18 protein-coding genes are annotated in these 20,355 nt (G+C 70.3%); 10 read left to right on the forward strand and 8 right to left on the reverse strand.

The window, feature by feature from the left end:
- The first annotated feature begins 9 nt into the window (after nucleotides 1-9).
- A complete protein-coding gene (locus tag ABB55_RS18115) occupies nucleotides 10-1,170 on the forward strand; it encodes a M20 aminoacylase family protein (RefSeq protein WP_054360053.1) in 1,161 nt (386 codons plus the stop codon).
- 89 nt (nucleotides 1,171-1,259) lie between these two features.
- Here ABB55_RS18115 and ABB55_RS18120 read toward each other — a convergent pair whose 3' ends face one another.
- A complete protein-coding gene (locus ABB55_RS18120; protein WP_054360054.1) occupies nucleotides 1,260-3,098 on the reverse strand; it encodes an NYN domain-containing protein in 1,839 nt (612 codons plus the stop codon).
- A 383-nt stretch (nucleotides 3,099-3,481) separates the two neighbouring features.
- Between ABB55_RS18120 and yddG the strand changes: the two genes are divergently transcribed.
- Entirely contained in the window at nucleotides 3,482-4,396 is a 915-nt protein-coding gene (gene yddG / locus ABB55_RS18125; RefSeq protein ID WP_054360055.1) for an aromatic amino acid exporter YddG, read from the forward strand.
- Nucleotides 4,397-4,455: 59 nt separating this feature from the next.
- Here the strand turns inward: yddG and ABB55_RS18130 are convergent, their stop codons facing one another.
- Nucleotides 4,456-4,887, reverse strand: a complete 432-nt coding sequence (locus ABB55_RS18130) for a cupin domain-containing protein (RefSeq protein WP_054360056.1) — start codon at nucleotides 4,885-4,887, stop codon at nucleotides 4,456-4,458.
- A gap of 4 nt (nucleotides 4,888-4,891) precedes the next feature.
- Nucleotides 4,892-5,668 (reverse strand): hydroxyacylglutathione hydrolase, encoded by a 777-nt coding sequence (gene gloB / locus ABB55_RS18135; protein ID WP_054360057.1) that lies wholly within the window; start codon nucleotides 5,666-5,668, stop codon nucleotides 4,892-4,894.
- Between the two features lie 251 nt (nucleotides 5,669-5,919).
- Here gloB and ABB55_RS18140 point away from each other — a divergent pair, with 251 nt between their 5' ends.
- Nucleotides 5,920-6,645: a class I SAM-dependent methyltransferase gene (locus ABB55_RS18140; RefSeq protein WP_054360058.1), complete on the forward strand. Its 726-nt coding sequence runs from the start codon at nucleotides 5,920-5,922 to the stop codon at nucleotides 6,643-6,645.
- A gap of 196 nt (nucleotides 6,646-6,841) precedes the next feature.
- Complete coding sequence (locus ABB55_RS18145) at nucleotides 6,842-8,317, forward strand: methyl-accepting chemotaxis protein (RefSeq protein WP_054360059.1); 1,476 nt, start codon at nucleotides 6,842-6,844, stop codon at nucleotides 8,315-8,317.
- A 167-nt stretch (nucleotides 8,318-8,484) separates the two neighbouring features.
- On the opposite strand, the gene metW is transcribed toward ABB55_RS18145, so the two are convergent.
- Together metW and metX are read right to left on the reverse strand one after the other, a co-directional pair.
- The gene (gene metW / locus ABB55_RS18150) at nucleotides 8,485-9,153 is read right to left on the reverse strand and encodes a methionine biosynthesis protein MetW (protein ID WP_083463724.1); all 669 of its coding nucleotides are present in this window, start codon (nucleotides 9,151-9,153) and stop codon (nucleotides 8,485-8,487) included.
- Complete coding sequence (gene metX / locus ABB55_RS18155) at nucleotides 9,150-10,340, reverse strand: homoserine O-acetyltransferase MetX (RefSeq protein ID WP_054360060.1); 1,191 nt, start codon at nucleotides 10,338-10,340, stop codon at nucleotides 9,150-9,152. The genes metW and metX overlap by 4 nt, the downstream gene beginning before the upstream one ends.
- Before the next feature lie 172 nt (nucleotides 10,341-10,512).
- Here metX and ABB55_RS18160 point away from each other — a divergent pair, with 172 nt between their 5' ends.
- From ABB55_RS18160 to ABB55_RS18170, 3 genes are all read left to right on the forward strand, one after another.
- Complete coding sequence (locus ABB55_RS18160; RefSeq protein ID WP_054360061.1) at nucleotides 10,513-11,376, forward strand: chorismate mutase; 864 nt, start codon at nucleotides 10,513-10,515, stop codon at nucleotides 11,374-11,376.
- A 243-nt stretch (nucleotides 11,377-11,619) separates the two neighbouring features.
- Nucleotides 11,620-12,720 (forward strand): histidinol-phosphate transaminase, encoded by a 1,101-nt coding sequence (gene hisC / locus ABB55_RS29860; protein ID WP_054360062.1) that lies wholly within the window; start codon nucleotides 11,620-11,622, stop codon nucleotides 12,718-12,720.
- Nucleotides 12,717-13,673, forward strand: coding sequence for a prephenate/arogenate dehydrogenase family protein (locus ABB55_RS18170; protein ID WP_054360063.1), 957 nt, complete (start codon nucleotides 12,717-12,719; stop codon nucleotides 13,671-13,673). The genes hisC and ABB55_RS18170 overlap by 4 nt, the downstream gene beginning before the upstream one ends.
- Before the next feature lie 36 nt (nucleotides 13,674-13,709).
- Here ABB55_RS18170 and ABB55_RS18175 read toward each other — a convergent pair whose 3' ends face one another.
- A complete protein-coding gene (locus tag ABB55_RS18175; protein ID WP_054360064.1) occupies nucleotides 13,710-14,039 on the reverse strand; it encodes a hypothetical protein in 330 nt (109 codons plus the stop codon).
- Here ABB55_RS18175 and ABB55_RS18180 point away from each other — a divergent pair.
- Together ABB55_RS18180 and ABB55_RS18185 are read left to right on the forward strand one after the other, a co-directional pair.
- Complete coding sequence (locus tag ABB55_RS18180) at nucleotides 14,038-16,395, forward strand: glycosyltransferase family 2 protein (protein ID WP_054360065.1); 2,358 nt, start codon at nucleotides 14,038-14,040, stop codon at nucleotides 16,393-16,395. The two genes, ABB55_RS18175 and ABB55_RS18180, sit on opposite strands and share 2 nt — an antisense overlap.
- A 194-nt stretch (nucleotides 16,396-16,589) precedes the next feature.
- On the forward strand, nucleotides 16,590-17,711 hold the full coding sequence (locus tag ABB55_RS18185; RefSeq protein WP_181183822.1) for a polysaccharide biosynthesis/export family protein: 1,122 nt from the start codon (nucleotides 16,590-16,592) through the stop codon (nucleotides 17,709-17,711).
- A 186-nt stretch (nucleotides 17,712-17,897) separates the two neighbouring features.
- Here the strand turns inward: ABB55_RS18185 and ABB55_RS18190 are convergent, their stop codons facing one another.
- Nucleotides 17,898-18,791, reverse strand: coding sequence for an AMP-binding protein (locus ABB55_RS18190; protein ID WP_160321263.1), 894 nt, complete (start codon nucleotides 18,789-18,791; stop codon nucleotides 17,898-17,900).
- Nucleotides 18,792-18,842: 51 nt separating this feature from the next.
- On the opposite strand from ABB55_RS18190, the gene ABB55_RS18195 reads away from it, so the two are divergent.
- Nucleotides 18,843-19,103 (forward strand): sulfurtransferase TusA family protein, encoded by a 261-nt coding sequence (locus tag ABB55_RS18195; protein WP_054362152.1) that lies wholly within the window; start codon nucleotides 18,843-18,845, stop codon nucleotides 19,101-19,103.
- Here ABB55_RS18195 and ABB55_RS18200 read toward each other — a convergent pair.
- Nucleotides 19,070-20,338: a CobW family GTP-binding protein gene (locus ABB55_RS18200; protein WP_054360068.1), complete on the reverse strand. Its 1,269-nt coding sequence runs from the start codon at nucleotides 20,336-20,338 to the stop codon at nucleotides 19,070-19,072. The genes ABB55_RS18195 and ABB55_RS18200 overlap by 34 nt on opposite strands.
- Nucleotides 20,339-20,355 lie beyond the last annotated feature (17 nt).

The raw sequence follows: 20,355 nt of genomic DNA on the forward strand, positions 1-20,355 counted from the left end.
GGGTTCGCCATGCCGATCGTCAATTCCCTGAACGCCGCCGCCGCGGAGGTCGCCGGCTGGCGCCGGCACCTGCACCGCCATCCGGAACTCGGCTATGCGGTCGAGGGCACCGCGGCCTATGTGGCCGAGAAGCTCGAGACATTCGGGGTCGACGCGGTGGCGACCGGGATCGGCCGCACCGGCGTCGTCGGCGTGATCCACGGCCGCGCGCCCGGCCGCACCATCGCGCTCAGGGCCGACATGGACGCGCTGCCGATCCTGGAGACCTCCGGCAAGGACTGGGCCTCCGAGGTCCCGGGAAAAATGCATGCCTGCGGGCATGACGGCCACACCGCCATGCTGCTCGCCGCCGCGCGCCATCTCGCCGAGACGCGCAATTTCGCCGGCACCGTGGTGCTGGTCTTCCAGCCGGCCGAGGAGGCCGGCGGCGGCGCCAAGGCGATGATCGACGACGGGCTGATGACCCGCTTCGGCGTCGACGCGGTCTACGGCATGCACAACGCGCCGGGCATCCCGGTCGGTCGCTTCGCGCTGCGCAGCGGGGCCTTTCTGGCCTCCTGCGATACGATCACCATCGACCTCGAAGGCGTCGGCGGCCATGCCGCGACCCCGCATCTGTGCTGCGACACGGTGCTGGCCGGCGCCGCGATCGTGCAGGCGGTGCAGCACATCGTCTCGCGCACCATCGACCCGATCGCCTCCGCGGTGATTTCGATCACCTGCTTCAATGCCGGCTTCACCGACAACGTCATACCGCAGACCGGCCGGCTGGTCGGCACCGTCCGCACCCTGTCGCCCGCCGTGCGCGACCATGTCGAGGCGCGGCTGCGGACGGTGGTCGAGACGACCGCGGCGGCCTACGGCGTCAAGGCGGTGCTCGACTACAATCGCGAATATCCGGTGCTGGTGAACCACGAGCGCGAGACCGGCTTCGCCGCCGAGGTCGCCCGCGATGTCGCCGGCGTGGATGCGGTCGACACCGCGATGCCGCCGGAGCTCGGCTCCGAGGACTTCGCCTTCATGCTGGAGGCCCGGCCGGGCGCCTTCATCTTCGTCGGCAACGGCAATACCGCCGGCCTGCACCACCCGGCCTATGATTTCGACGACGCCGCAATTCCCTACGGCGCCTCCTATTGGGTCCGCCTGGTCGAGCGCGCGCTGCCGGCCTGAACGCGTCGGTCCGCTCTCGTGAGAGGGCGGCCCTCTGCGTCGCCGCGAGCCCGGGCGGCTGTCAGTCGGACCGGCGCGGCTTTCGAGTGCTACGACCCGCGCGGCGTCCGCATGCGGGCGAGGAGATCCTCGATCGAGACCTTGCGGGCGGGGGCGGGGGCTGGCGCCTCCGGGGCCGTCCGCGCCGCGCCGGCAGCCGACATGCCGGACCCGCCGTCGCTGCGGGCTTCGTCCGTGTCCGAACGGTCGTCGTCCTCCGTGCGGTATTCGCGCTCGGGGCCGTCGTCGCCTTCCGGGTCGTCGTCCCGATCCGGCCCGTCGTCGTCATCCTCCGGCCCGTCATCCTCCGGCCCGTCATCCTCCGGACCGTCGTCCTCGTCGGACTCATCCGGCGCGTCGTCGTCGTCTGCCGCGTCCCTTCCGTAATCCGCAGCGTCGTCGGGCGCGGCGTCCGGCGCCGGGTCGAACCGCGCGGCCGGCGCATGCCGCGGGAGCGGATGCAGGGTCTCCTCGATGGCGATCCCGGCGGCCTCGGCGGCGCGTTCCTGGTCGCCCGGGGTGGGCTCGGTTTCGACGGCGTCGCCAGACTGGCCGGTGCGCAGGGCGCCGACGATCCAGGCCCCGACCATGGCGCGCTCGGCGTCGGCCAGGACCAGGTCGGCATTGGCGGCCAGATAGAGCACCTGCCGGCGGAACGCCTTGGCCAGTGCGCCGGGCTTGTCGCCGGCGGCGAATTCATGGCCGCTGAGCATCAGTCCCTTGATCACGAAGGCGACCGACTGCGGGCGGAGCTTGAGGCCGTGCTCGCTGAGGCGCCGCATCACGCCGTTGACGGTGCGATTGAGGCTGAAGCCGCGCTCCGCGACCTCCGCCGCCAGGGCCCGGAACAACTGCGCATAGACCTCGGGGGCGAAGGCCGGCACGCTGGTGGCCGCCGAGACCCGGCGGGCGACGCCTTCCATGTCGTCGAACCGCGCCGCTGCCGCGCCGCCGTCCTGGCCCGTCGCCGCCTCCGCGGGCATGTCGGAGAGATTGCCGGGCTCGGACCCCTCGTCCCGGGCCGGTGCGAAGGCGCCGGGCCGCGGACGGCCGGCCCCCTGGCGCCGCTGCGGCGGGAACGACGGATCGCGCGGGACGGGATCGCGGACCGGTTCGCGGCGCTCGGCCCGGGCCGGCTCGCCGCGCGCACGATCGCTGCGCCCGGCCTCCTGGCGGACCGGTTCCGGCCGGATGGCCTCGGGCCTCGCCATCTCGGGCCTCCCCATCTCAGCCCTCGAAGGCTCGACTTTCGAAGGCTCGGGTCTTGCGGGCTCGGGCCTCGCGGGTTCGGGTCTCGCGGGCTCGGCGCGCAGGGCGTCGGCCTTTGCGGGCTCGGGCGGGCGTTCGAAATCGTCGTCGCCGAAGCCGGTCAGGTCGATCAGCCGCTCCTCGGTGATCATGCCGTCGCACAGCGCCTTGTAGGCGGCGGCGGTGACCGCGTTGGAGTAGATCACGCTGCGCCGGTCGTAGGCGCGCAGACGCGTCAGCACCGGCGTGAAGTCGGCATCGCCGGACAGGATGATGAACTCGTCGAAGCGGGTCTCGTGGCGCATGGCGTCGAGCATGTCGACGACCATGTAGATGTCGGCCGAGTTCTTGCCCTTGCCGGTCAAGGGCGGGCAGTCGACGATCTGGAAGCCGGAGCGGGTGAAGGACGGGCGGAAATAGCGCATCACCGCCGGATTGGCGTAGCAGCGGCGCATCAGGATGCGCCGGCGGATCGGCTCGCTGCCGTCCGCCTCCTCGATTAGGACGCCGCTTTCGATCGCATCGAGCCAGCTTTGCGGATCGTTGGCGAAGGCGCGGGCGGCATCCTTGTCGGCACTTTGCAGCGCGAAGAACACGTTGTCGAAGTCGACGAACAGAACGGATCGCAATGTCTCGGCCATCGGTTTCGGCCAGTCCTTTGAAATGGCGCCCGCGCCCGGGTTTCGCCGGAAATGCGGGGGCTTGGGAAAGTGCGGTATGGTCGGCTGCCTGTCCGGGCGGCATCGGGTCGGCTGCAGGCTACCGCATGTGCCGGTCCGACGGAAATGTCGGCGGCCTTTAATCGTGCGGCCGGGCCATCTTTCCTCGATTCGGCGTCCGGCAGCGCAACGACCGTCCGATCGATACGCCCGTGCACGTCATGGGGGTGGACCGGCACCGGTCCGCGGGCTACAGGACGCGAGGTCTGCAGGCCGTCGACCGGCGGGCCGCCGACCGACGGGCCGGCCGACATGCCGATTCGCCGCACCTGCCGCCCGCAACCCGCCTGATCCGGACACCGCCCATGACCAGCCGAAACGTCGCCACCCTGGTCGGCCTCAGCGCCGTCGCCATGTGGGCGACGCTCGGCGTGCTCGCCGCGGCGGCCGGCCCGGTGCCGCCCTTCCTGACCACCGCCCTGACCTTCGGCCTGTCCGGCACGCTGGCGACGCTCTGGCTCGCCGCGACCGGGCGCCTGGGTCTCCTGCTGCAGCCGGCCAAGGTCTGGCTGATCGGGACCGGCGGACTGTTCGGGTTCCACTTCTTCTATTTCACGTCGCTGCAGCTGGCGCCGAAGGTCGAGGCCAATCTGGTCAACTATTGCTGGCCGCTGCTGATCGTCCTGTTCTCGGGCCTGCTGCCCGGCGAGCGCCTGCGCCTGCATCACGTCATCGGCGCGGCGATCGGACTGTGCGGCGCGGCGGCGATCGTCACCGGCGGGCGCGGGCTGGTGATCGAGGCCGCCCACATTCCCGGCTATGCCGCCGCGGTGGTTTCGGCCCTGACCTGGTCGAGCTATTCGGTCGTCTCGCGCCGGCTCGGCGCGGTGCCGACCGAGGCGGTGGCGGGCTTCTGCCTGGCGACGGCGGTGCTTTCCGGACTGTGCCATGTCGCGCTGGAACAGACGGTCTGGCCGGCCGGGCCCGGCGCCTGGGCGGCGCTGGTCGGGCTCGGGCTGTTCCCGGTCGGCCTCGCCTTCTTCGTCTGGGATTACGGCGTCAAGCGCGGCGACATCCAGGTGCTCGGCGCGGTCGCCTATCTGTCGCCGCTGACCTCGACGCTGCTGCTCGTCGCCGCCGGCTTCGGCAGCTTCACGCCGGCGATCGCGGTCGGCGCGGTGGCGATCACGGCGGGCGCGCTGATCGCCTCCAAGGACATGCTGTTCGGCCGGCGCTCGGCGGCCGGCGACGGGCACGGCGCCACCGCGACGGACGCCTGATCGGGCGCCCGCCCGCCTATCTGTCGACCGCTATCCGTCGACCGTTATCCTTCGCCCGCCTATCCCTCGGCCGGATGCCACCCGGCGGGCGCCATCTCGAAGCCGGCGAACTCGAAACCCGGCGCGACCGTGCAGCCGACCAGAGTCCAGGCCCCGAGGCTCCAGGCGCTCTGCCAGGCGCCGGGCGGTACGATGCCCTGCGGCACCTGGCCGGCCAGCACGTCGCCGCCGAGAAGGGTCCGCTCGACATGGCGGCCGCCGGGCGAGACCGCCAGTTCGAGCGGGGCGCCGGCATGCCAGTGCCAGATCTCGACCGCATCGACCCGGTGCCAGGCCGAGCGCTCGCCTTCCGCCAGCAGGAAGTAGATCGCGGTCGAGCGGGCGCGGCCGCCGGCCGGATCGGCGTCCCGGAAGGTCTCGCGGTAATGCCCGCCCTCCGGATGGGGCACGAGCCCGAGGCGGCGGATGATCTCTTCGGCCTGTCGGTCCATGGCGTCAGCCCCGGAACTGGTTCTTGCCTTCGCGCAGGCGGGTGAACACCGCGACCGGATCGGCGCCGGCCATGCCGAGGGCCGCGGCGAGATCCGGATCGTCGGCGCGCAGGAACGGATTGGTCTCGATCTCGCGCGCGATCGAGGTCGGCAGGGTCGGCAGCCCCTCCGCGCGCAGCTTCTCGATCTCGGCCAGCCGCGTGCGCAGCGCCGCGTTGTCCGGGTCGACCGACACGGCAAAGCGTGCGTTGGACAGGGTATATTCGTGCCCGCAATAGATCTCGGTCGAGACCGGGAGGGCGCGCAGCTTCTGCAGCGACGCCCACATGTCGGCCATGCTGCCTTCGAACACCCGCCCGCAGCCGAGCGCGAACAGGGTATCGCCGACGAAGGCCGCATTGGCGTCCGGCAGCACATAGGCGATATGGCCCGCCGTGTGGCCCGGGGTGTCGAGCACCAGCACCTCGTGGCCCGCGAAGGCGAGCCGGTCGCCCTCCTGGACCGGCACGTCGAGGCCGGGAATCTGGTCGGCCTCGGACCGCGGACCGATCACGCGCAGTCCGAAACGGGCCTTCAGGCCCGCCACGCCGCCGACATGGTCGTGATGCTTGTGGGTGACCCAGATGTCGGTCAGGCGCCAGCCGGTCTCGTCGAGCACGCGCAGGATCGGGCCTTCGTCCGGGGCGTCGATCGACGCGGTCGCGCCCGACGCCGGGTCGTGGACGAGAACGCCGTAATTGTCGGAGAGGCAGGCAAACTGGTAGATCTGCAGTCGAGCCAAGCGATCACTCCTTCTTCGTCACCCTGCCGCGCGGTCAATTCGATCGGACCTTTGCGTCCCGCGCATGTCGGATTGAATTGACCACGAAATCATAGCGTTAGTGGTTCGGATTGACGAGGCGGGTCGGAAGCGTCCGCCCGTCTCGAACCCCTAGCATTCCGTCGATCCCGCGGCCAGAGTATCGGTCGGTTCCCGTCCGGGGCCGCAGCGGGATCGGCAGGACAACGCCGATCGCGAGCCATGGGTTCAGAATGTATCTCGACATCGTCGATCTCAGGAATTTTTACGGCGAACCGCTCGGTCGCGTGACCCGCTCGATCCTCGGCCAGCGCCTGCGCGCCATGTGGCCGAAGGTGGCCGGCGACCGCCTGCTCGGCATCGGCCATGCGACGCCCTATCTGCGCCCGTTCAAGGACGAGGCGGAACGGGTGATCGGCTTCATGCCGGCGCAGATGGGCGTGGTCAACTGGCCGAGCGAAGGTCCGTCTGCGACCGCGCTGGTGCACGAGCAGGATCTGCCTCTGCCGGATAGCTCGATGGATCGCGTTCTTCTGGTGCATTGCCTGGAAATGGCCGAGAAGCCGGCCGACGTCCTGCGCGAAGTCTGGCGCGTGCTGGCGCCGGGCGGACGGCTGATCGCGGCGGTTCCGTCGCGAACCGGCATCTGGGCGCGGATGGAAACCACGCCCTTCGGCTACGGCCGTCCCTTCTCGCGCGGGCAGATGGACAAGCTCCTGAAGGATACGCTGTTTTCGCCGATCGACTGGCAGGGCGCGCTGTTCACCCCACCGTTCCAGCGACGCTTCCTGGTCCGCTCGGCTCCGGCCATCGAGCGAATCGGGCAGAGATTCTGGCCCGCCCTGGCCGGCGTCATCTTGGTCGAAGCGACGAAGCAAATGTATCAGGGACTGCCGGCCCGCGCTCGCGCGCGGGAGCGCCGGTCGGTGTTTCAGCCGGTTCTGGTTCCGCAGAGTTAGTGTCAGTAGCCCTACCTATGGGGCAGTTCCAATCGATTTGGACGAAGGTTTCTGTATAATATAGAAGGCGACTGGTTCTTATTTTAATATTTGGAAATCAAAGACTTCTCATTTTTAACCTTTCGTTAATAATTAGGTATCAATTATTTTAAATATAAGAATGCGGTACCTCAGGACCGGTGAGGGAAGAAACGCCATGCTCTTCGGACGCTCGGAATTGCGCGACAAGTTTCGCGCCATCGACAGGTCGCAGGCGGTCATCGAGTTCGATCCGTCCGGGCGCATTCTCGATGCCAACGCAAATTTCCTGGCGGCGCTCGGCTATACGCTCGATGAGGTCAAGGACCGCCATCATTCGATGTTCGTCGATGCCGCCGAACGGGAATCGCCGGCCTATCAGCAGTTCTGGGACCGTCTGCGCCGCGGCGAGTATCAGGCGGCCGAGTATCGCCGCATCGGCAAGGGGGGACGCGAGGTCTGGATCCAGGCTTCCTACAACCCCGTGCTCGACCGCGGCGGCAAGGTCTATCGGGTCATCAAGTTCGCGACCGACATCACGGCGACGAAGCTGCGCAACGCCGAATATGAAGGTCAGATCGCCGCGATCGGCAAGTCGCAGGCGGTGATCCATTTCACGATGGACGGCAACATCCTCGAGGCGAACCAGAACTTCCTGAGCGCGGTCGGCTATACGCTGGACGAGATCAAGGGCAAGCATCATTCGATGTTCGTCGAGACGGCTACGCGCAATTCGGCGGACTATCAGCGTTTCTGGGACGGCCTGCGGCGTGGCGAATTCCAGGCCGGCGAGTTCAAGCGGATCGGCCGGGGCGGCAAGGAAGTCTGGCTCCAGGCGACCTACAATCCGATCGCCGACGCCATGGGGCGCTATTTCAAGGTCGTGAAGTTCTGCACCGACATCACCGCCATGGTGCGCGAACGCATGCGGCGGGAAGAGGCCCAGAGGGCCATCGCGAGCGACCTCGACAAGGTCACCGAGGCCGTTTCTGAGGCCAACCGACAGGCGTCGAGCGCCGCCAGCGCGTCGACCCAGACCTCCGCCAACGTGCAGGCGGTCGCCTCCGGCGCCGAGGAACTGGCCGCCTCGGTGGAGGAGATCAGCCGGCAGGTCTCGGTCGCGCGGTCGATCTCGACCACCGCCGTGCAGCAGGCCGAGCGCACCAACGAGATCGTCCAGGGCCTGACCAGCGCCGCCCAGCGCATCGGCGCGGTCGTCGAACTGATCAACAACATTGCCGGCCAGACCAACCTGCTCGCCCTCAACGCGACCATCGAGGCGGCCCGGGCCGGCGATGCCGGCCGCGGCTTTGCCGTCGTCGCCTCCGAGGTCAAGAATCTCGCCGGCCAGACCTCGAAGGCGACCGACGAAATCGGCCAGCAGATCGATGCCGTGCAGGTCTCGACCAGCCAGGCCGTCAATGCGATCGCCAGCATCGCCGACGTGATCGGCAAGATCAGCGAGATCTCGTCCGGCATCGCCGCCGCCGTCGAGGAGCAGACGGCCGTCACCCGCGACATGTCGGAGAACATGCAGACCGCCTCGAAGGGCGTCGAGGTGATCAGCCGCAACATGAACCAGATCGCCGAGCAGACGAAGTTCGTCGATCAGGCGACCCGCACCGTGCGCGAGGCAAGCCGCGCCATCGCCTGACCGTCACGGATCATGCGTCGCCGGCTGCGGGCCGGCGACCGTCGTCCGCGATCCGCCGGAGGTCGGTCGCCGGTGGCCGGCCGATGCGGGCCGGTCGATGTCGCCCGGTCGAGGGCCCGGCGCCCGTCCGGCGACCAGGACGGGAGGGGACGCCGGCGCCGAGCCGATCAGCTTCGCTTGAGCACGAAGACGCCCTGTTCGCCGAACAGATTCCAGAACCACCAGGGTGCGTTGAGGCTCATGGCCTGGCCGCCGGCATTGAGCGCCACGGCCTTCTCCATCACGGCGCCGACATCGGCTTCCTTGGTCAGCTCGACGAAATCCCGGATCGTGCAGAAATGGATATTGGGGGTGTCGTACCAGCTGTACGGCAGATCCTCGGTGATCGGCATCCGCCCGCGCAGCAGGAACTGCAGGCGGATGCGCCAGTAGCCGAAATTCGGCACTGAGACGATCGCGCGCCGGCCGATGCGCAAAAGGTGCTTGAGGACGTCCTTCGGCCGCTCGGTCGCCTGCAGGGTCTGCGACAGGATGACCACGTCGAAGGCGCCGTCCGGATAGTAGACGAGGTCGGTGTCGGCATCGCCCTGGATCACCGACAGGCCGCGGGCGACGCATTCGTTGACGCCCTTCTGACTGAGCTCGATGCCGCGGCCGTCGACCTCCCGGCTGCGGGCTAGCCATTGCAGCAGCGCACCATCGCCGCAGCCGACATCGAGCACGCGCGCGCCGCGCGGGACCAGATCGGCGATCACGCGCAGGTCGACGCGCGGCTCGCCGCCGGCCTGGAAGAGGGCGCCCGGACCGCCGGGCGGGGTCGGCGTCCGGTCGCTCATGCGAGCCCCCGGGCGCGGGCGGCGCTGTCGATGAAGCCGCGCAGGATGCCGAACAGTTCCGGCTCGTCGAGCAGGAAGGCGTCGTGGCCGCGATCGGTGACGATCTCGGCGAAGGAGACGCTGGCGCCGGCGGCGTTGAGCGCATGCACGACCGCCCGGCTCTCGGCGGTCGGAAACAACCAGTCGGACGTGAAGGAGACGATGCAGAAGCGCGTCTTGGTGCCGCGGAAGGCCTCCGCCAGTTTGCCGCCGTGTTCGGCCGCGATGTCGAAATAGTCCATCGCGCGCGTCACGTAGAGATAGGAATTGGCGTCGAAGCGGTCGACGAAGGACAGGCCCTGGTGGCGCAGGTAGCTCTCGATCTGGAAGTCGGCGTCGAAGCCGAAGGTCAGCCGGTCGCGCCCCTGCAGGCGGCGGCCGAACTTCGAATGCAGCGAGGCCTCCGACATATAGGTAATGTGCGCGGCCATGCGGGCGACCGCCAGACCCTTGCGCGGGCTGGTGCCCTCTTCCAGGTAGCGCCCGCGGCGCCAGTCCGGGTCGGCCATGATCGCCTGCCGGCCGACCTCGTGGAAGGCGATGTTCTGCGAGGAATGGCGCGCGCCCGCGGCGATCGGCGCGGCGGCGAAGACGCGCTCCGGATAGGCCGCGGCCCATTGCAGCACCTGCATGCCGCCCATCGAGCCGCCCATGACCAGGAACAGCTTGTCGATGCCGAGATGGTCGACCAGCGCCGCCTGCGAGCGCACCATGTCGCCGATGGTGACGACCGGCAGATCGAGCCCGTAGGGCTTGCCGGTCGCCGGATTGATCGAGGCCGGGCCGGTGGTGCCCATGCAGCCGCCGAGCACGTTGGCGCAGATGACGAAATAGCGGTCGGTGTCGATCGGCAGGCCGGGCCCGATGACCAGATCCCACCAGCCCGACTTGCCGGTCACCGGGTGGATGTTGTGGACATGCTGATCCCCGGTCAGCGCATGGCAAACCAGGATGGCGTTCGACTTGTCCGCATTGAGCCGGCCATAGGTCTGGTAGGCGATCTGCCAGGGACCGAGGCTGTGGCCGGAATCGAGCTGAAGCGGCTGGTCGGCCCCGAACCGTGCCACCAGGCTGTCCGGCGTCTCCGTCTGGCGCAGGCGGGCCAGTTCGACCGCATCGTCCACGGCTTGCAATCCACCGTTACCCATATGACCCTTCCGGGGGCTTCATCCTGCCGCCTGCGGCGGGGCGCCCAGCTATTCGCCGCCGGCCGTTTCTGTCAATGGCATCGGCGGCGGATCGGTGCCGCGGCCAGCCGCCATTTGATTTCGTGCGGGGCGTTCCCTATGAAGAAGCCCCGCTCCCGTTGCCGGTTCCGTCATGTCCGATACGCCTCCGCCTGCAGATCTCGCCGTCCGGCTCGGCCAGTTGCGCACGGAGATCGATGCGATCGACGAGGAGGTGCACCGGCTCCTGGTGGCGCGGTCGGCGATCATCGACGAACTGATCAAGGTCAAGCGCACCGACGTGACCGGCGCTGCCTTCCGGCCGGCGCGCGAGGCCGAGATGATGCGGCGCCTGGTGGCGCGCCATCGCGGCATCCTGCCGATCGTCGCGCTCGAGCATATGTGGCGCGAGATCCTCTCGACCTTCACGTATCTGCAGGCCCATTACGAGGTCCATCTCGACGGCGGCCGCGATCCGGTCGCGATGCGCGATCTCGCCCGCTTCTATTGCGGCTTCACCGTGCCGGCCCACATGCTGCCCGGTCCCGAGGAGGTGATCGAGGCCGTGGCCGCGTCGGTCTCCGATCTCGGCATCATCCGCCTGTCGCAGCCGAGCTGGGTCGGGGCCTGGTGGAACCGGCTCGGCGGCGAGGGGCCGCGGGTGATCACGCGTCTGCCCTATATCGACATGCCCGGGCGCGTTGCCGACCTGCCGGCGCTGATCGTCTCCAATCCGATCAGCGAGCCGGTCGCGCCGGAAGTCGACATCCTCGCCTGTTCGGGGGTCGGCGACCGCGATCCCGCCCGTGCGTTGGCCGATGCCGGCATCGAGCTGCTGGCGCGCCATGACGAGGGTCCGCGCGCCGAATTCCTGATCGCGATCCCGGCCGCGCAGGACCGCACCACCGTGCCGGCGGCCTTCGCGGCGGCCGGCGTCGAGGTGCGCAGCCCGCGCGTCGTCGGCGGCTACCCGGCGCCGATCCGTCTGCCGGCCGGGCCGCCGGGCCGGGTCGACTGATCCCGACCGGCTCCCGACCCCGATAGTCCGGTTCTTCCGCGTCCGCCGACCCAGTCTCCCTTCCGAAGTCTTCCGCTTCCGCCGACCCAGTCTCCCTTCCGAAGTCTTCCGCTTCCGCCGACCGCGTCTCCCTTCCGAAATCTTCCGCTTCCGCCGACCGCGTCTCCCTTCCGAAATCTTCCGCTTCCGCCGACCACGTCTCCTAATCGAGATCTTCCGCTTCCGCCGACCACGAGGCCCGTCATGACCGCCCCCCTCGACCGCCCGATCCCGCGCCCCGGCGTGCTCGACATCGCCCCCTATGTTCCGGGCAAGTCCAAGGCGACCGGAGGCGGCAAGCTCTACAAGCTGTCGTCGAACGAGACCCCGCTCGGGGCGAGCCCGAAGGCGATCGCGGCCTATCAGGCCCAGGCCGGCGCCCTGGAATTCTATCCCGACGGCTCGGCCACCGCGCTGCGCGAGGCGATCGGCCGGCTCTACGGCCTGGCGCCGGAGCGGCTGATCTGCGGCGCGGGCTCGGACGAGATCCTGAACCTGATCGCGCATGCCTATATCGGCCCCGGCGACGAGGCGATCTATTCCGAGCACGGCTTCCTGGTCTATCCGATCGCGGTGACCGGGGCCGGCGGCACGCCGATCGCCGTCAAGGAAAAGAACCTGACCGCGGACGTGGATGCGCTGCTGGCCGCCGTCACCGAGCGGACGCGCGTGCTGTTCCTGGCCAATCCGAACAATCCGACCGGCACCTACCTGCCCTTCGACGAGGTCAAGCGGCTGCATGCCGGCCTGCCGAAGCGCGTGCTGCTGGTGCTCGACGCGGCCTATGCGGAATATGTCCGACGCAACGACTACGAGAGCGGCATCGAACTGGTCTCGACCAGCGAGAACGTGATCATGGCGCGCACCTTCTCCAAGATCTACGGCCTCGCCGGCCTGCGCCTCGGCTGGGCCTACGGGCCGGCCGCGGTGATCGACGCCATGAACCGCATCCGCGGCCCCTTCAACGTCTCCGCTCCGGCGATCGCGGCCGGCGTGGCGGCGATCGAGGATCGCGATTTCACGGCGCGGGCCGCCGACCATAACGAGGAATGGCTGCCCAAGGTGGTCGGCGCGCTGGAGGCGATCGGCCTGACGGTGACGCCGTCGGTCGGCAATTTCGTGCTGATCCACTTCCCCGACGCGGCCGGCAAGCGCGCGCCGGACGCCGATGCCTTCCTGCTCGACCGCGGCGTCGTGGTGCGCCGGATGGATGCCTACGGCCTGCCCAATGCCCTGCGCATGACGATCGGCTCGGCGGAAGCCAACGAGGCGGCGATCGCCGCGCTGACGGAGTTTCTCCGGTGAGCGCAGCGGACAAGCCGATTTTCGGGCGCCTGACCCTGATCGGAATCGGCCTGATCGGCGGTTCGATCGCGCGCGTGGCGCGCCGTGACGGGCTCGCCGGCGAGATCGTCGTCTCGACCCGGCGTCGGGAAACGCTCGACCGGGCGGTCGAACTCGGTCTCGGCGATCGCTACACGACCGACATGGCCGCGGCGGTCGAAGGCGCGGACTGCGTCATCGTCTCGGTGCCGGTCGGCGCCTCGGAGGCCGTCGCGCAGGCGATCGGGCCGCATCTGAAGCCGGGCGCGATCGTCTCCGATGTCGGCTCGGTCAAGGCCGACGTGGTCCGCCAAATGGCGCCGCACCTGCCGGCGCACGCCCATTTCGTGCCGGCCCATCCGGTCGCCGGCACGGAGCATTCCGGCCCGGATGCAGGCTTCGCGGAGCTGTTCCACAATCGCTGGTGCATCCTGACCCCGCCGCCCGGCACCGATCCGGCGGCGGTCGAGCGGCTGGCCGCCTTCTGGCGGGCGACCGGCTCGAAGGTCGAGACCATGACGCCCGAGCACCACGACATGGTGCTCGCCATCACCAGCCATATCCCGCACCTGATCGCCTACAACATCGTCGGGACGGCGGCGCATCTGGAGCAGGTCACCGCCTCTGAGGTGATCAAGTTCTCGGCCGGCGGCTTCCGCGACTTCACCCGCATCGCCGCCTCCGACCCGACCATGTGGCGGGACGTGTTCCTGCACAACAAGGAAGCGGTGATCGAGATGCTCGGCCGCTTCATCGAGGATCTGTTCGCGCTGCAGCGGGCAGTGCGCTTCTCCGACGGCGACGCGCTGTTCGAGCTGTTCACCAAGACCCGTGCGATCCGGCGCGGCATCATCGATGTCGGCCAGGATACGGCGGCGCCGGATTTCGGACGCGCATCCGCGGGCGGGTCGGCCGAGGCCCCGGCGAAGGGCTGAGGCCGCCGGTTCGCGGCGCCCGCGCGGCGTGCCCGGTCAGCGCCGGGCCGGCGGGGTCGCGCGGCGGATCGCCTCGTAGGCGGCCCATTCGGCGCGCGCGACGCCGTCGCGCGGCATCGCATGGGTGGCGCAGAACAGGAGGAAGCTCTGTTCGTCGAAGCGGATGCGCACGGTGCGCACGCCCTTGTCGGACATTTCCCGCTCGAAGGCCCAGCCTTCCTTGAGCCAGGTATCGTAGTCGTCGTAAAGCCGATCGGCGTCCTCCATCAGCGCCTTGGCCTGCTCGTAGTCCTTGCGGCGGAACCAGCAGAGGGCCAACTGCCGGAAGCCGGAACTGGCCTGCGCGGCGGCGACGGGATCGGTCATGACGGAACTCCGGTTGGATGGTGCCGCGGCGCCGGCGGCGGCATCGCACGCGGCGACGGCCGCTTCGGCGCGGCACCAAGGCGGCCACGCCTATAACACCGGGATCACGATGGCGGAAGGCGGGCTGACAGGGACGGACGAGACCGAGGCGCCGCCGGGCGTCCGGGTGGTCGCGCGCCGCGATGTCGAGCCGGACGGCGCCCCGCCGGCCTGGCGGGCGACCGGCTTCGCACCGTCGATGACCTTCGATCTCGCCGCCGAGGCCCGGCCCGGCTGGTACGCGCTCGCCATCGCGATCGAGGCCGGCCACGACCTGCAGGTCCGCGTGCTGCCCGGCTTCGGCGGCCGCTTCGAGCGGGCGCGCTCGACCGTCCTGAAGCGGGGTGCGGGCGGCAGCTTCGTCGGCACCTTCCGGGCGCCCGAGCCGTTCCGGCAGATCGAAGTCGAGCCGGGGCGCCTGCCGGGCCCGTTCCGGCTCGAGCGGCTCGTGCTCAGGCGGATGGGGCCTTTCGCGGTCGCCAACATGGCGCTGGCCGGCGCCGTCCGCGCGGCCCGCCGCGGCCCTGGTCCGCTGGCCGGCTACCTGAAGGCCGCGCTCGCCACGATCCTGAACCCGCGCCGCTTCGAGACGGCCCAGCCGCCCGGCGGGGGCGGGGCGGGGAACGACGATCCGGAACGGCGCTACGCGGCCTGGCTCGCCGCCCGACCGGCGCCCGATCCTGAGGAGCGGTCGCGTCCGCCGGCCCCGATCGTCGTGATCGTGCCGATCCTCGATGCCGTCCCGATCGATGCGGTCGCGGCCACGCTCGCATCGCTCGCCGCCCAGGCGCGGCGCTTCGACGAACTGGTCCTGGCCGGCCCGGCCGGTCGCCTTGCGGCAACGGAGGCGGCCCTGGCGTCCGTTCGTGCGTCGGGATGTGCGGCCCGGATCGCGACCGTGCCGGTCGCCGCCGGGACGACCGCGGCGGCCGCCGTGGCGGCGGCGGTCGAGGCCTCTGCGGCGGCGGCGATCACCGTGCTGCCGCCCGGCTGGATCGCCGATCCCGGTCTCGTCGGCGCCTTCGCGGCGGAGGTCGAGAAGGACGGGACCTTCGCGATCGCCTATGCGGACGAGGACGAGACCGGGCCGGACGGGCGCCGCCGGCATCCGCGGCTGAAGCCGTCCTGGTCGCCTGCGCTTCTGGAATCCCATGCCTATATGGGCGTCCCCGTCCTGGTCGCGCGGTCCTGCTGGCCGGCGGAGGCGGCCGGGCTCCGGGCCGGAGCGGAGCCCTTCGATCTGGCCTTCAGGGTGACCGAAGCCGCGCCGTCGGGGGCGATCCGACGCGTCGCCCAGATGGTCGCCAGCCGGCGTGGCGACGGCCCCATCGATGCCTGGAGCCCGGCGACCGCAGCGGAGCGTTCCGCGGCCGCGGCCGCCTGCGTGGCGGATCATCTCGCCCGGTGCGGCGAGGCCGGGCGGGTGATCCCGGTTGGGGGGCATCCGGGCTTCGTCCGGGTGCGCCGGGCGCTGCCGTCGCCGCCTCCGCTGGTCAGCGTCATCGTGCCGACGCGCGACCGGGCGGACCTGATCGGCGCCTGTCTGGCCGGTTTGGCCGAGCGGACCGACTACCCGGCGCTGGAAATTCTGGTCGTCGACAACGGCTCGGTCGATCCGGCCACGCTCGCGGTGCTGGCCGAGGCCGCGGCCCGTCCGGGCATCCGGGTCCTGCGGGCGCCCGGTCCGTTCGACTATGCCGGCCTGAACAATCGCGCGGCGACCGAAGCCCGCGGCGAAATCCTCTGTCTTCTCAACGACGACGTCGTGCCGCTCGACGCCGGGTGGCTGGCCGCGATGGTGGCCGAGGCGCTGCAGGCCGATGTCGGTCCCGTCGGCGCGACCCTGCTCTATCCGGACGGGACGGTGCAGCATGCCGGCATCCTGCTCGGCATGCACGGCACGGCCGGCCACATGGACCGGGGCCTTGCCGGGGACGCCGCCGGGCCGGACGGCCGGCTCCTGGCGCGGCGCGAGGTGGCGGCCGTGACCGGCGCCTGCCTGGTGGTGCGCAAGGCGGTCTGGGACCGGCTCGGCGGGCTCGACCCGGCTTTCGCGGTCGCCTTCAACGATGTCGATTTCTGCCTGCGCGCGCAGGCGCTCGGCCTCAGGACCGTGATCACGCCTGACGCCCGGCTGACCCATTTCGAATCAGCCTCGCGCGGCGCCGACCGCGACGGCGCGCGGCGCGCGCGGTTCGAGGCCGAGGCGGCGCGGTTTCGGGCGCGCTGGGCGGCGTCGGTTCTCGACGATCCGATTGTCTCGCCCGCCTTCGATCGCGCCGAGGGGGCCGTCGCGGTGCGCGTCGCAGAAAATTAAGCTGTTGTTAGGATGCGTGTTTTTCTGTAACTGTCTGTGTCTCTGGGGCCACGCGTTTCGGAATTGGGCACTGTCGCCAAAGCACGGCTCTGGCTCGCTTTAGACCGGAATGGTATGGAGCCGTCATGGTGGCTCGTTTTTCTGGGCTTTGCGCCCTCACGGTTCGTGCCCGCGCTCTGTTCGCGGCTGTGTGCATGCCGTTGCTGGCGGCCGGCTGCTCCTCGCTGCCGTCGGACGGGCCATCCGCGATGGCGATCACCAGCGAGCGCGTCGAGACATCCCTGCCGATCGACTCCTACGTCATCGTGCAACTCGACGAACCGGTCGTCCGCACCATCGGCCCCTGGCGGCCGCACACTTTCGCCGACCGCTTCGCGATCCGCTCCGGTCCGCGCGGCCAGCCGCTCGGCATCGGCGACGTGATCGACATCCGGATCATGGAGGCCGGCGACAACGGCCTGTTCGCGAATACCCAGACCCGCGGCGCGCAGTTCCAGGCGCAGATCGACGAGACCGGCAACATCTTCGTGCCCTATGTCGGGCGGATGCGGGCGGCCGGACGCACCACCGAGGTGCTGCGCGAGGCGATCCAGACTGCGCTGGCCGACAAGGCGATCCAGCCGCAGGTCCTGCTCGGCGTCGTCGGCAACCAGGCCAATGCGGCCGTGGTGGTCGGCGATGTGGCGAAGCCCGGCAAGTATCCGCTCAATGTCGGCGGCACCAAGCTGCTCGACATGGTCGCGCTGGCCGGCGGTTCGCGCTTCACCACCTACGAGACGACGGTCACGCTGAAGCGCAAGACCGAGGCGGCCTCGATCCTGCTTGAAGATCTGGTTCTCGTTCCGTCCAACAACGTCTACTTGATGCCGGACGACGAGATCCTGCTGTCCTTCGCGCCGCAGACCTACACGCTGCTCGGCGCGGTCTACCGGCCGAGCGAGATCAAGTTCGAGACCAAGACGGTCACGCTGGCGGAAGCCGTGGCGCGCGGCGGCGGCCTCAACACGCTGGCGGCCGATGCCAGCGGCATCTTCGTGTTCCGCTTCGAGGAGCCGCATCTGGTCAAGGCGATCCGGCCGGATTGGCAGCCGAAGAGCGCCGGCAAGGTTCCGGTCGTCTACCGCCTGAACCTGCTCGAGCCGAAGGGCCTGTTCCTGGCCCGGCAGATGTGGCTGCGCGACAAGGACATCGTCTATGTGGCGACCGCCCCGTCGGTGGAATTCGCCAAGTTCCTGGACATTGTCGGTCGCACGGTCTCGACCGGCCGCGCCGGCGTCGGTCTCGCCAACGACATCAAGGTCCTGAAGAACAACTGACCGTCGGCACCCGGCGGCGGCGGCTTCGGCCGCCGTCACGGCCCCGCGCCCGCAAAGGCGACGCACGCCCACATGGCTGCGGGCATTCGCAACGGCTGGGGTCCAGCGCAAAGGCTGGGGTCCTGCGCTCCCGGACGCGTCCGGGGACGCCGTCGGCACGGGTTGCCCCCGGCTCCCGCAGCAAGGTCAGGTCGTCTGGCGGTCCACGAAATCCCCGGCGATCCGGACGACCGCCCGACCAAGCGCCATGGCGTTGCGCTGCGCAGCGCCCGCGACCGTCGCGCCGGAGAACAGGGTCGCGAGGCTGCCGAGCAGGCACAGCGGCGAGGCCGGGCCTTTCCGTTCCGTCTGGTCCCGCGCCGATCCGTCGGCATCCGACACCATCGCTATCCCGGTCGCCGCACCCGCCGTCAGGGCTGCGCCCTCGATCCCGGCCCGCAAGGCGCCATGGGTCAGGATCACGGCATCGATGCCGGCGAGCAGGATGGCCGGATCGTCGATCGAGAGCCGCGGCAGGTCGCGCGGGGTCAGCGGCCGGTCGGAGAGGGCGGCCAGCGCCTCGTCGAGGCCCGGATAGTTGCCGGGATCGGGACCGAGCCGCCAGACCGGGCAGAAATGGGTCAAGTCCGACACCGCCGCCTCGAAGCCGGCCGCCGCGTCGGCGCCGACCACCAGAAGCCCGGGCGCGGTCTGATCGATCGCGGCGGCCAGATCCGGTCCGGCGGCCGCGGTGTCGTAGAGTACCGGAACGACGCCGGCCCGCATCAGCCCGAGCGCCAGGATCGCGGTCGCGGCCGGGTCCGAGGCCAGCAGCCCGACCCTGGTGCCGCGCCCGAGCCCCTGCTGGCCGGCCCAGCGCGTCACCCGCTGCGAGGCGGCGAACAGGGCGCCCCAGGTGATCCGGCCGGCAGGGGGCGCGCCTGACGGGCTCGCGAAGGCGATCCGGTCGTGCCAGCGGTCGGCCAGGATGGCGAAGCGGTCGACCAGCGTCCGGTCCGGATGCGCGGCGATGCGGGCGAACAGCCGGCGGAGCCGCCAGCGGGCGAGGGCGGCGGCGATGCGCTCGCGCAAGCCGGTCACGCGGCGGCCCCGGGCTTGGCAAGGCCGGCCCGGCGATGGCAGGAAGGCGCCATGACCGACGAACGCCGCCTCGACCTGAAGGGTCTCAACTGCCCGCTCCCCGTGCTGAAGGCGCGCCGGGCGCTTTCCCGCCTGCCGGCCGGCACCCGGCTCGCCGTCGAGGCGACCGATCCGATGAGCGCCATCGACATCCCGCACATGTGCGCCGAGGACGGGCACGATCTGGTCGAGACCCGGCGCGACGGCCGGCTGCTGGTCTTCGTCATCGTCGCCGGCCCTCAGCCGAAGCGGCCGGAGAATCCCGAGACATAGAGCGGATTGTCGGCGACGGCGGTCCGGTCGGGCGTGTCGGGGGCGACATGGCCGGCGAAGGCGTCGAACATGCGCCGCACGAAGCCCTCGTCGAGATCCTTGGTGATGAAGACCAGACGGGTGCGCCGGTCGGCATCCGGCCAGGCGGGAAGCTGCACGGGCGGATGCAATACGTGCTGCACGGCGTGCAGCACCAGCGGGCGCTCCGGATCCTCGGCCAGCTTGACCACGCCCTTCATGCGCAGGAGGCGCGGACCATGCGCCGAGCGCAAAAGGTCGAGAAACAGATCGAGCGAGCCGGCCGGGATCGCCGCATCGGTCGCCAGGCAGAAGGCGCGGATGCGGTCGTCGTGGCGGTTCGGATCGTGATGGTGATCATGGTCGCCGTGCGAATGGTCGTGCCCATGATCGTGATCGTGATCGTGCCCGTGGCCATGGTCGTGATCATGCCCTTCATGACCGTGCGCCGGGCCGCCGCCGAGGCGCGCCTCCAGACGGCGCCGCTCGGCCTCACGGTCGCGGAAGGCCTCTTCCTGCAGCCAGCGGCGGACGTCGGCGGACTTGCGCTCGGCACTCCACAGGCCGGTCTCGAGCAGGGCCGCCGGCGTCGCCTCGCCGCGCGCCGCATCGAGGATCGCGGCGGCCGGATTGAGCACGCGCAGCCGGGTGGCGAGCATGACCAGCGCCGGGCGCCGGGCGGGCTCGACCAGGTCGGTCTTGGTCAGCACGATCCGGTCGGCGACGGCGGCCTGCTTGACCGCCTCCTCCTGGGCGTCGAGCGTCGCCATGCCGTTGACCGCGTCGACCACCGTGACCACGCCGTCGAGCCGGTAGCGCCGGACCAGATAGGGATGGCGCATGACGGTGTGCAGGATCGGCGCCGGGTCGGCGAGGCCGGTGGTCTCGATCACGACGCGCGAAAGCCGCTGGATGCGGCCGTTGTCGAGCCGCTTGAGCAGGTCTTCGAGCGTCGCGACCAGGTCGCCGCGGATGGTGCAGCAGAGGCAGCCCGAGGACAGTTCGACCACGCCGTCGTCGGCCCGCTCGACCAGCACATGGTCGATGCCGATCTCGCCGAACTCGTTGACGATCACCGCCGTGTCGGCCATGGCCGGGTCGCCGAGCAGGCGGTTGAGCAGGGTCGTCTTGCCGGCGCCGAGAAAGCCGGTGATCACGGTGACGGGGATCGGCGCGCCCGGTTCGGGGCGCGCGTCGCTGGGGTCGGCGGGGGCCATGGTCGGGTCCATCCTGG

The sequence above is a fragment of the Prosthecodimorpha hirschii genome (assembly GCF_001305515.1).
In the GTDB taxonomy this organism is placed as follows: domain Bacteria; phylum Pseudomonadota; class Alphaproteobacteria; order Rhizobiales; family Ancalomicrobiaceae; genus Prosthecodimorpha; species Prosthecodimorpha hirschii.

Bases quoted from the DNA above. Each gene is read 5' to 3' on its own strand.
- ABB55_RS18115 (WP_054360053.1), top strand. From the start codon at position 10: ATGCCGATCGTCAATTCCCTGAACGCCGCCGCCGCGGAGGTCGCCGGC.
- ABB55_RS18120 (WP_054360054.1), bottom strand. From the start codon at position 3,098: ATGGCCGAGACATTGCGATCCGTTCTGTTCGTCGACTTCGACAACGTG.
- yddG (WP_054360055.1), top strand. From the start codon at position 3,482: ATGACCAGCCGAAACGTCGCCACCCTGGTCGGCCTCAGCGCCGTCGCC.
- ABB55_RS18130 (WP_054360056.1), bottom strand. From the start codon at position 4,887: ATGGACCGACAGGCCGAAGAGATCATCCGCCGCCTCGGGCTCGTGCCC.
- ABB55_RS18140 (WP_054360058.1), top strand. From the start codon at position 5,920: ATGTATCTCGACATCGTCGATCTCAGGAATTTTTACGGCGAACCGCTC.
- ABB55_RS18145 (WP_054360059.1), top strand. From the start codon at position 6,842: ATGCTCTTCGGACGCTCGGAATTGCGCGACAAGTTTCGCGCCATCGAC.
- metW (WP_083463724.1), bottom strand. From the start codon at position 9,153: ATGAGCGACCGGACGCCGACCCCGCCCGGCGGTCCGGGCGCCCTCTTC.
- metX (WP_054360060.1), bottom strand. From the start codon at position 10,340: ATGGGTAACGGTGGATTGCAAGCCGTGGACGATGCGGTCGAACTGGCC.
- ABB55_RS18160 (WP_054360061.1), top strand. From the start codon at position 10,513: ATGTCCGATACGCCTCCGCCTGCAGATCTCGCCGTCCGGCTCGGCCAG.
- hisC (WP_054360062.1), top strand. From the start codon at position 11,620: ATGACCGCCCCCCTCGACCGCCCGATCCCGCGCCCCGGCGTGCTCGAC.
- ABB55_RS18180 (WP_054360065.1), top strand. From the start codon at position 14,038: ATGACGGAACTCCGGTTGGATGGTGCCGCGGCGCCGGCGGCGGCATCG.
- ABB55_RS18175 (WP_054360064.1), bottom strand. From the start codon at position 14,039: ATGACCGATCCCGTCGCCGCCGCGCAGGCCAGTTCCGGCTTCCGGCAG.
- ABB55_RS18185 (WP_181183822.1), top strand. From the start codon at position 16,590: ATGCCGTTGCTGGCGGCCGGCTGCTCCTCGCTGCCGTCGGACGGGCCA.
- ABB55_RS18195 (WP_054362152.1), top strand. From the start codon at position 18,843: ATGACCGACGAACGCCGCCTCGACCTGAAGGGTCTCAACTGCCCGCTC.
- ABB55_RS18200 (WP_054360068.1), bottom strand. From the start codon at position 20,338: ATGGCCCCCGCCGACCCCAGCGACGCGCGCCCCGAACCGGGCGCGCCG.